The sequence below is a fragment of the Quadrisphaera sp. DVD1 genome (assembly GCF_058932755.1).
Genome location: NZ_JBZYWI010000161.1, coordinates 1 through 6,772 on the forward strand (window position 1 = coordinate 1; position 6,772 = coordinate 6,772).

A 6,772-nucleotide genomic window follows, 5' to 3' on the forward strand; every position below is an offset into this window, starting at 1 on the left:
CGCACCTCGGCGGCCAGCCGGCCGCCGTCCACCGTGGCGCCCACGCGCGGCTTGACCGCGCCCATGACCGCCCCCATGGCGCCCATCCCGGTCCTGCCGGCGGTCGCCGCGGCGGCGACCTCCTCGGCCACCAGCGCGGTGAGCGCCTCGTCGTCCAGCTGCGCCGGCAGGTAGGCCTCGAGCACGCCCTCCTCGGCCCGCTCGCGCTCGGCCTGCTCGGCCCGCCCGGCCGCGGCGAAGGCCTCGGCGGCCTCGCGGCGCTTCTTGGTCTCGGTGCGCAGCACGGCGACCACCTCGTCCCGGCTCAGCTCGCGAGCGGAGGAGCCGGCCACCTCGGCGGCCTTGACCGCCGTCAGCGCCATCCGCAGCGTCGCGGTGGTCAGCTCGTCGCGCGCCCGCATCGCCGCCGTGAGGTCGCTGCGCAGCCTGTCCTGCAGCCTGTCCGTGAGCCCGTCGTCGCCCGCCATGCGGCCAGTCTCGCAGGCCCGCCAGGATGGCGGGCGTGAGCCGCCGACCGCCGTCCTCCCTGCTGACCGCCGCGGGCGCCCTCGCCGCCGCCGGAGCGGCGTGCCTCGCCTGGGGCGCGGGGGTCGAGGTGCGCTCCTACCGGCTCCGGCGGGTCGAGGTGCCGGTGCTCGCGCCCGGGCAGGCGCCGCTGAGGGTGCTGCACCTGTCCGACCTCCACGTGACCCCCGGGCAGCACCGCAAGCAGGCCTGGGTGCGCTCCCTGGCCGCCCTGGAGCCCGACCTCGTCGTCGACACCGGCGACAACCTCGCGTCGGCCGCCGCGGCGCCCTCCGTGCTCTCCGCCCTCGAGCCGCTGCTGGAGCGCCCCGGCGCCTTCGTCCTCGGCTCCAACGACTACTTCGGCCCGCGGCCGAAGAACCCGGCGGGGTACCTGCGCGGCCCGTCGCGGGCGTCCCACCGGCCCGAGGTGCTGCCGACCGGCGACCTCGTGGCGGGCCTGGTCGGCGCCGGCTGGGCCGACCTGACGAACGCCCGCGCCACCCTGGAGGTCGCCGGGCGCCGGGTCGACCTCGTCGGCGTGGACGACCCGCACCTCGGGCGCGACCGCTACCTCGACCTCAGCGCGCCGGCCGACCCCGGCGCCGACCTGCGGCTCGGCGTCGCCCACGCCCCCTACCGGCGGGTGCTGGACGCGATGACCACCGACGGCCTGGACCTGCTCCTGGCCGGCCACACCCACGGCGGCCAGCTGTGCGTGCCGGGCTTCGGGGCGCTGGTGACCAACTGCGACCTGCCCCGGCGCTACGTCAAGGGGCTGCACCGCTGGGAGCGCGGCCGGGACGCGTCGTGGCTGCACGTCAGCGCCGGCCTGGGCACCTCTCCGTACGCGCCCGTGCGCTTCGCGTGCCCGCCCGAGGCCACCCTGCTCACCCTCGTCGCTGGCACCTGACGCTCTCGGCTAGAGTGGTCCGCGCTGCACCGGGGTGTGGCGCAGCTTGGTAGCGCGCTTCGTTCGGGACGAAGAGGCCGCAGGTTCAAATCCTGTCACCCCGACAGATGTGGTGGTCGTCGGCTCCGCCGGCTTCCGCGCTGGTCATCCCGACCGGCACAGCCCGAAGGGCCCGGATCCTCACGGATCCGGGCCCTTCGGCGTCTGCGGTGCTCTCCGGTGGCCTCAGGCGCCGGTGAGCTCCGCGGCCACGAGCTCGGCGATCTGGGCGGTGTTCAGCGCCGCGCCCTTGCGCAGGTTGTCGCCGCAGACGAACAGGTCGAGCGTGTTCGGGAAGTCCAGGGCCTGCCGGATCCGGCCCACCCACGTGGGGTCGGAGCCCACGACGTCGGCGGGGGTGGGGAAGTCGCCCTCGTCCGGGTCGTCGAGGACGACGACGCTGGGCGCCTCGACGAGCGCCTGGCGGGCCCGCTCGACGTCGATCGGCCGCTGGAAGGTGGCGTGCACGGCGAGGGAGTGCGTCGTGACCACCGGGACCCGCACGCAGGTCGCGGAGACCTTCAGGTCGGGGATGCCGAGGATCTTGCGCGACTCCTGGCGGACCTTCATCTCCTCGCTGGACCAGCCGCCGTCGCGCAGCGAGCCCGCCCACGGCACGACGTTGAGCGCCAGCGGCGCCGGGAACGGCGAGGGGGCGTCACCGAGCTGGTCCTCGATCGCGCGGCGGACGTCGCCCGGGCGCTGGCCGAGGCTGCGGTCGGCGGCGACGACCTCGAGCTCGTCGTAGAGGCGGTCGACGCCGGGCTGGCCGGCCCCGGAGGCGGCCTGGTAGGAGGCCACGACGAGCTCGGTCAGGCCCCAGCCGCGGTGCAGGCAGCCGAGCGCGTCCATCATCGTCAGCGTCGTGCAGTTGGGGTTGGCGATGATGCCGCGCGGGCGGTTGCGCGCCTGGGCGGGGTTGACCTCGGGCACGACGAGCGGGACGTCGGGGTCCATCCGGAACGCACCGGAGTTGTCGACGACGACCGCGCCGCGAGCGGCCGCCACGGGCCCCCACTCCGCGGAGACCTCGTCGGGGACGTCGAACATCGCCACGTCCACGCCGTCGAAGACCTCCGGCGCCAGGGCCTGGACCTCGACCTCCTCGCCGCGCACCCGCAGCCGCTTGCCGGCCGAGCGCGCGGAGGCGACCAGGCGGATCTCGCCCCACACGTCCTCGCGGGTGGAGAGGATCTGCAGCATCACGGTGCCCACGGCCCCGGTCGCCCCGACCACGGCCAGCACGGGCCGGCGTCCGTTCGTCGTGCTCATCGTCCCGTCCCCCCGTGCACGGCGGCCAGCTCGTCGGAGTCCAGGCCGAAGGCGGTGTGGATGGCGCGCACGGCGTCGTCGAGGTGGTCGGCGCGGGTGACCACCGAGATCCGGATCTCCGAGGTGGAGATCATCTCGATGTTGACCCCCGTGTCGGCCAGCGCCTTGAACAGGCGCGCCGAGACGCCCGGGTGGCTGCGCATGCCCGCGCCGATGAGCGAGACCTTGCCGATCTGGTCGTCGTACTGCAGCGACTCGAAGCCCACGCCCGGCTGCACGCGGCTCAGCGCCGTCAGCGCGGTCTGCCCCTCGGTCTTGGGCAGGGTGAAGGAGACGTCGGTCAGGCCCGTCGCCGCCGCCGAGACGTTCTGGACGATCATGTCGATGTTGACGCCGGCGTCGGCGACCGCCTCGAAGATCTCCGCGGCCGTGCCCGGCTTGTCGGGGACCCCGACCACGGTGATCTTCGCCTCGCTGCGGTCGTGCGCGACGCCGGAGATGATCGGCTGCTCCATCGCCCCTCCCGGGGTTCCGTCGGTGAGGATGGCCGCGTCGGCCACCCAGGTGCCCTCGCGGGCGGTGAACGACGACCGCACGTGCACCGGGACGCCGTACCGGCGCGCGTACTCCACGCAGCGCAGGTGCAGCACCTTGGCGCCGCTGGCGGCCATCTCGAGCATCTCCTCGCTGCTGATCCGGTCGATCTTGCGCGCGGTGGGGACGATGCGGGGGTCGGCCGTGTAGACGCCGTCCACGTCGGTGTAGATCTCGCAGACGTCGGCGCCCAGGGCGGCGGCCAGCGCCACGGCCGTGGTGTCCGAGCCGCCGCGGCCGAGGGTGGTGATGTCCTTGGTGTCGACGCTGACGCCCTGGAACCCGGCGACGATCGCGATCGCCCCCTGGTCGAGGGCCTCGCGGATCCGCCCGGGGGTGACGTCGATGATCCGCGCCCTCCCGTGGGCGGAGTCGGTGATCACCCCGGCCTGGCTGCCGGTGAACGAGCGCGCGACGTGGCCCAGGTTGGCGATGGCCATCGCCAGCAGCGCCATCGAGATCCGCTCGCCGCTGGTGAGGAGCATGTCGAGCTCGCGGGCGGGCGGCAGGGGGCTGACCTGCTGCGCGAGGTCGAGGAGGTCGTCGGTGGTGTCGCCCATCGCCGAGACGACGACGCAGACCTCGTGGCCGGCGCGCCGGGTCTCGGTGATGCGCTTGGCGACCCGCTTGACGCCCTCGGCGTCCGCGACGGAAGAGCCCCCGTACTTCTGCACCACCAGGCCCACCTGGGCCACCTCCGGACCGGGGCGACCGCTCCCGCGCCGCCGGTGCGGACCGCTGTTCAAGGATCTCGGCGCCGGTGCCGACTCTACCGGGGCCGGAGGAGGTGCCCCGGCCAGGACGGAGGCGCACGCGTGACGAGCACGGCGAACGGCGCGACGGGGACTTCCCGGCACGAGACGACCGAGGTCACCCCGGAGGGCGCGCCGACCACGCAGGTGCCGCCGCTCGCGTCCGCCCTGGCGGAGATCACCACCGCCACCCGGGCCGACGAGCTCGCCGCCCTCGCCCCCGCCCCGGCGCCCCCTGCCCCCGACGCCCCGAGCGCCCCCGAGGCCCCGACGGCTCCTGACGCCCCGGCCGCTCCCGCGCGCGACGCCTCGCCCCGGGTGCGCGCCGCGGTGCGTGCGACGGTGGCCCTCGCCCTCGTCGTCGTCGCCGGTCTGGCGCTGACCACGGGCGACCCCCAGCCCGCTCCGGCGCCGCCCGCTCCCAGCGCGCCGACCGAGCCCACCACCGCACCGGCACCGGTGATGCCGGCGTCCGACGTGCGCGCCGGCATGGCCGCCGCCGCGACCTGGAACGGCACGGCCACCTACAAGGTCTTCAGCGACGACGGGGCCAGCGCCACCGTCGTCCTGGCCCGCAGCGGCGACCGCAGCCGCGTGGACGTCACCACCGCCGACGGAGCGAGCGCCTCCCTGCTGCGCGCGGACGCCGGCTGGGTGGCCTGCACCACCGTCGGCACGACCGAGTGCCTGCTCGTCGCCGGGCGCGACGCGGCGGTGCCCGCGCCGTTCGACACCGGGGTGGCCGCGCTGCTCACCACGACGCTGCCCTCGCTCGCCGGCCTGCAGGAGGGGCTCTCGATCACCCGCGAGCTGCCCGTGGCCCGTGCGCTCGCCCCCGCGCAGTGCGCGTCGGTCGACGCCGCGGGCTCCCCCGCCGGTGCCGGGCAGTACTGCCTCACCAACGCCGGCCTGCTGCGGCGCGCGTGGTTCGCGGGCGGGCGGATGAACCTCGTCGACGCCACCACCGACCGCCCCGCGGACGCCGTCTTCGCGCCGCCGGCCGTTCCGGTGCCGCTGGCCTGACCGCCTCCCCCGGGCCACGCACCTGCTTCCGCACTCTCCGGCGAGAGTGCTGCTCCGAGGGGCGCCTGAACCGCACTTCCCCCGAGAAGCGCGGTTCCTGATGGCTTCCGAGCAGCACTCCTGCGGAGGAGTGCGGTCGGGTCAGGCCTGCTGGCGCACGTGGGCGAGCAGCGACTGCAGCACCCGCAGGGCGCTGGCGGCCCGGGCGCCCCAGCCGGCCAGGTAGGAGGACTGCCACGCGGCGAGCGCCTCGTCGACGCGTCCGTCCGCGTGGGCGCGCAGCCCGGGAACGAGCGCGCCGGCCACCTCGGCCAGGTCGTCGGACAGCCGCGCGGGCACCACCTCGCGCGAGGTCAGCGGGTCGAGGAGGTCGGTGTAGTCGTCCACCCCGGCCAGCACCGCGGCCAGCGCCTCCCGCAGCGCGCGGACGTCCTCAGGAGCAGCCGGCGGACCCGCCGGGCCGGGCTCGACGTCGGCCAGGGCGCCCAGCCGCGCTCCGGCGACCGACACCTCGGAGACGGCCAGCAGCAGCACCGGCAGCGCCGTCGCGGGCGCGTCGCCGCGGGCGACGGAGGCGACGCCGTCGAGGTAGCCGCTGGCGGCCAGCGCCGTGGCCTCGGCGAGCACGCCCAGCTCGTCCAGGGACTCGCCGGGGGGCGCCTCAGACATCGAGCAGCCGGCGCCCCTCGAACGCCCGGCCGAGCGTGACCTCGTCGGCGTACTCGAGGTCGCCGCCGACGGGCAGCCCCGAGGCCAGGCGGGTCACCCGCAGGCCCATCGGCTTGAGCATGCGCGCCAGGTAGGTCGCGGTCGCCTCGCCCTCGAGGTTGGGGTCGGTGGCGAGGATGACCTCGGTGACCTCCCCCGAGGCCAGCCGCGCGAACAGCTCGCGCACGCGCAGGTCGTCGGGGCCGACGCCCTCGATCGGGCTGATCGCGCCGCCCAGGACGTGGTAGCGGCCGCGGAACTCGCGGGTGCGCTCGATCGCGACGACGTCCTTGGGCTCCTCGACCACGCAGATGACCGCGAGGTCGCGGCGCGGGTCGCGGCAGATCCGGCACTGCTCCTCCTGCGCGACGTTGCCGCACACGGTGCAGAACCGCACCCGCCGCTTCACCTCGGTCAGCGCCGACACCAGACGGCGGACGTCGTCCTCGTCGGTCTGCAGCAGGTGGAACGCCAGGCGCTGGGCGCTCTTGGGCCCCACACCGGGGAGCCGTCCCAGCTCGTCGATGAGGTCTTGGACCGCGCCCTCGTACACCCCCCGAGCCTACGTCCCGCCACCGACGGCGCGGTGCACCGCCGGAGGCGCCCCGCCGGCCGGCGCGGGGCGCGGCGGATCAGGACCGGTCGTCGACGGAGATCACGCGGCCGCCCAGCAGCTGCTGGACCACCGCCGCCCCCACGAGACCGGAGTCCTCCGCGTCGGGGTCGTCGCGGCTGGGCTCGTCGTCGGCCGCCACCGGTGCCGCGGCAGGCGCCGGACCCGCCGGGCGACCCGGCGCCCGGGCCGCCGAGCGGGCCAGGTCGGCCCCGCGGAAGGACGGCTCCTCCTCGGGCGGCGGCTCGAAGTCGTCCGGGGGCTCTGGCGGCAGCTCCGCCTCGGGGCCGGGGGGTGCGGAGGGCGCCGGCCGGGAGGCCGGGGCCTGACCCGGTGCGCCCGTCGGCGCCGCGG

At 76.2% G+C, this 6,772-nt stretch carries 7 protein-coding genes, 1 tRNA gene and 1 pseudogene; 3 read left to right on the plus strand and 6 right to left on the minus strand.

What is annotated here, in order from left to right:
- The coding region (locus tag AC5FZL_RS14475) for a GatB/YqeY domain-containing protein (RefSeq protein ID WP_493619595.1) at positions 1 to 467 on the minus strand (467 nt) is incomplete at its 3' end.
- A 26-nt stretch (positions 468 to 493) separates the two neighbouring features.
- Between AC5FZL_RS14475 and AC5FZL_RS14480 the strand changes: the two genes are divergently transcribed.
- A complete protein-coding gene (locus AC5FZL_RS14480) occupies positions 494 to 1,417 on the plus strand; it encodes a metallophosphoesterase (protein ID WP_493619596.1) in 924 nt (307 codons plus the stop codon).
- A gap of 30 nt (positions 1,418 to 1,447) precedes the next feature.
- Positions 1,448 to 1,521 (plus strand) — tRNA-Pro (locus AC5FZL_RS14485).
- 121 nt (positions 1,522 to 1,642) lie between these two features.
- Here AC5FZL_RS14485 and AC5FZL_RS14490 read toward each other — a convergent pair.
- Both AC5FZL_RS14490 and AC5FZL_RS14495 read right to left on the minus strand, forming a co-directional pair.
- Entirely contained in the window at positions 1,643 to 2,728 is a 1,086-nt protein-coding gene (locus AC5FZL_RS14490) for an aspartate-semialdehyde dehydrogenase (protein WP_493619597.1), read from the minus strand.
- Positions 2,725 to 4,008: an aspartate kinase gene (locus AC5FZL_RS14495; RefSeq protein ID WP_493619598.1), complete on the minus strand. Its 1,284-nt coding sequence runs from the start codon at positions 4,006 to 4,008 to the stop codon at positions 2,725 to 2,727. Before AC5FZL_RS14495 ends, AC5FZL_RS14490 begins: the two co-directional genes overlap by 4 nt.
- 129 nt (positions 4,009 to 4,137) lie before the next feature.
- Here AC5FZL_RS14495 and AC5FZL_RS14500 point away from each other — a divergent pair, with 129 nt between their 5' ends.
- Entirely contained in the window at positions 4,138 to 5,097 is a 960-nt protein-coding gene (locus AC5FZL_RS14500) for a hypothetical protein (RefSeq protein WP_493619599.1), read from the plus strand.
- Positions 5,098 to 5,238: 141 nt separating this feature from the next.
- Here the strand turns inward: AC5FZL_RS14500 and AC5FZL_RS14505 are convergent, their stop codons facing one another.
- The 3 genes and pseudogenes from AC5FZL_RS14505 to AC5FZL_RS14515 all read right to left on the minus strand — a co-directional run.
- A complete protein-coding gene (locus AC5FZL_RS14505) occupies positions 5,239 to 5,766 on the minus strand; it encodes a DUF5063 domain-containing protein (protein ID WP_493619600.1) in 528 nt (175 codons plus the stop codon).
- Positions 5,759 to 6,358 (minus strand): recombination mediator RecR, encoded by a 600-nt coding sequence (gene recR / locus AC5FZL_RS14510; protein ID WP_493619601.1) that lies wholly within the window; start codon positions 6,356 to 6,358, stop codon positions 5,759 to 5,761. The genes AC5FZL_RS14505 and recR overlap by 8 nt, the downstream gene beginning before the upstream one ends.
- Before the next feature lie 79 nt (positions 6,359 to 6,437).
- Positions 6,438 to 6,772, minus strand: a pseudogene (locus tag AC5FZL_RS14515) (DNA polymerase III subunit gamma/tau); the annotation flags it as partial.

Excerpts from the sequence above, each read along its gene's own strand:
- AC5FZL_RS14505 (WP_493619600.1), bottom strand. The coding sequence starts at position 5,766 with ATGTCTGAGGCGCCCCCCGGCGAGTCCCTGGACGAGCTGGGCGTGCTC.
- AC5FZL_RS14480 (WP_493619596.1), top strand. The coding sequence starts at position 494 with ATGGCGGGCGTGAGCCGCCGACCGCCGTCCTCCCTGCTGACCGCCGCG.
- AC5FZL_RS14490 (WP_493619597.1), bottom strand. The coding sequence starts at position 2,728 with ATGAGCACGACGAACGGACGCCGGCCCGTGCTGGCCGTGGTCGGGGCG.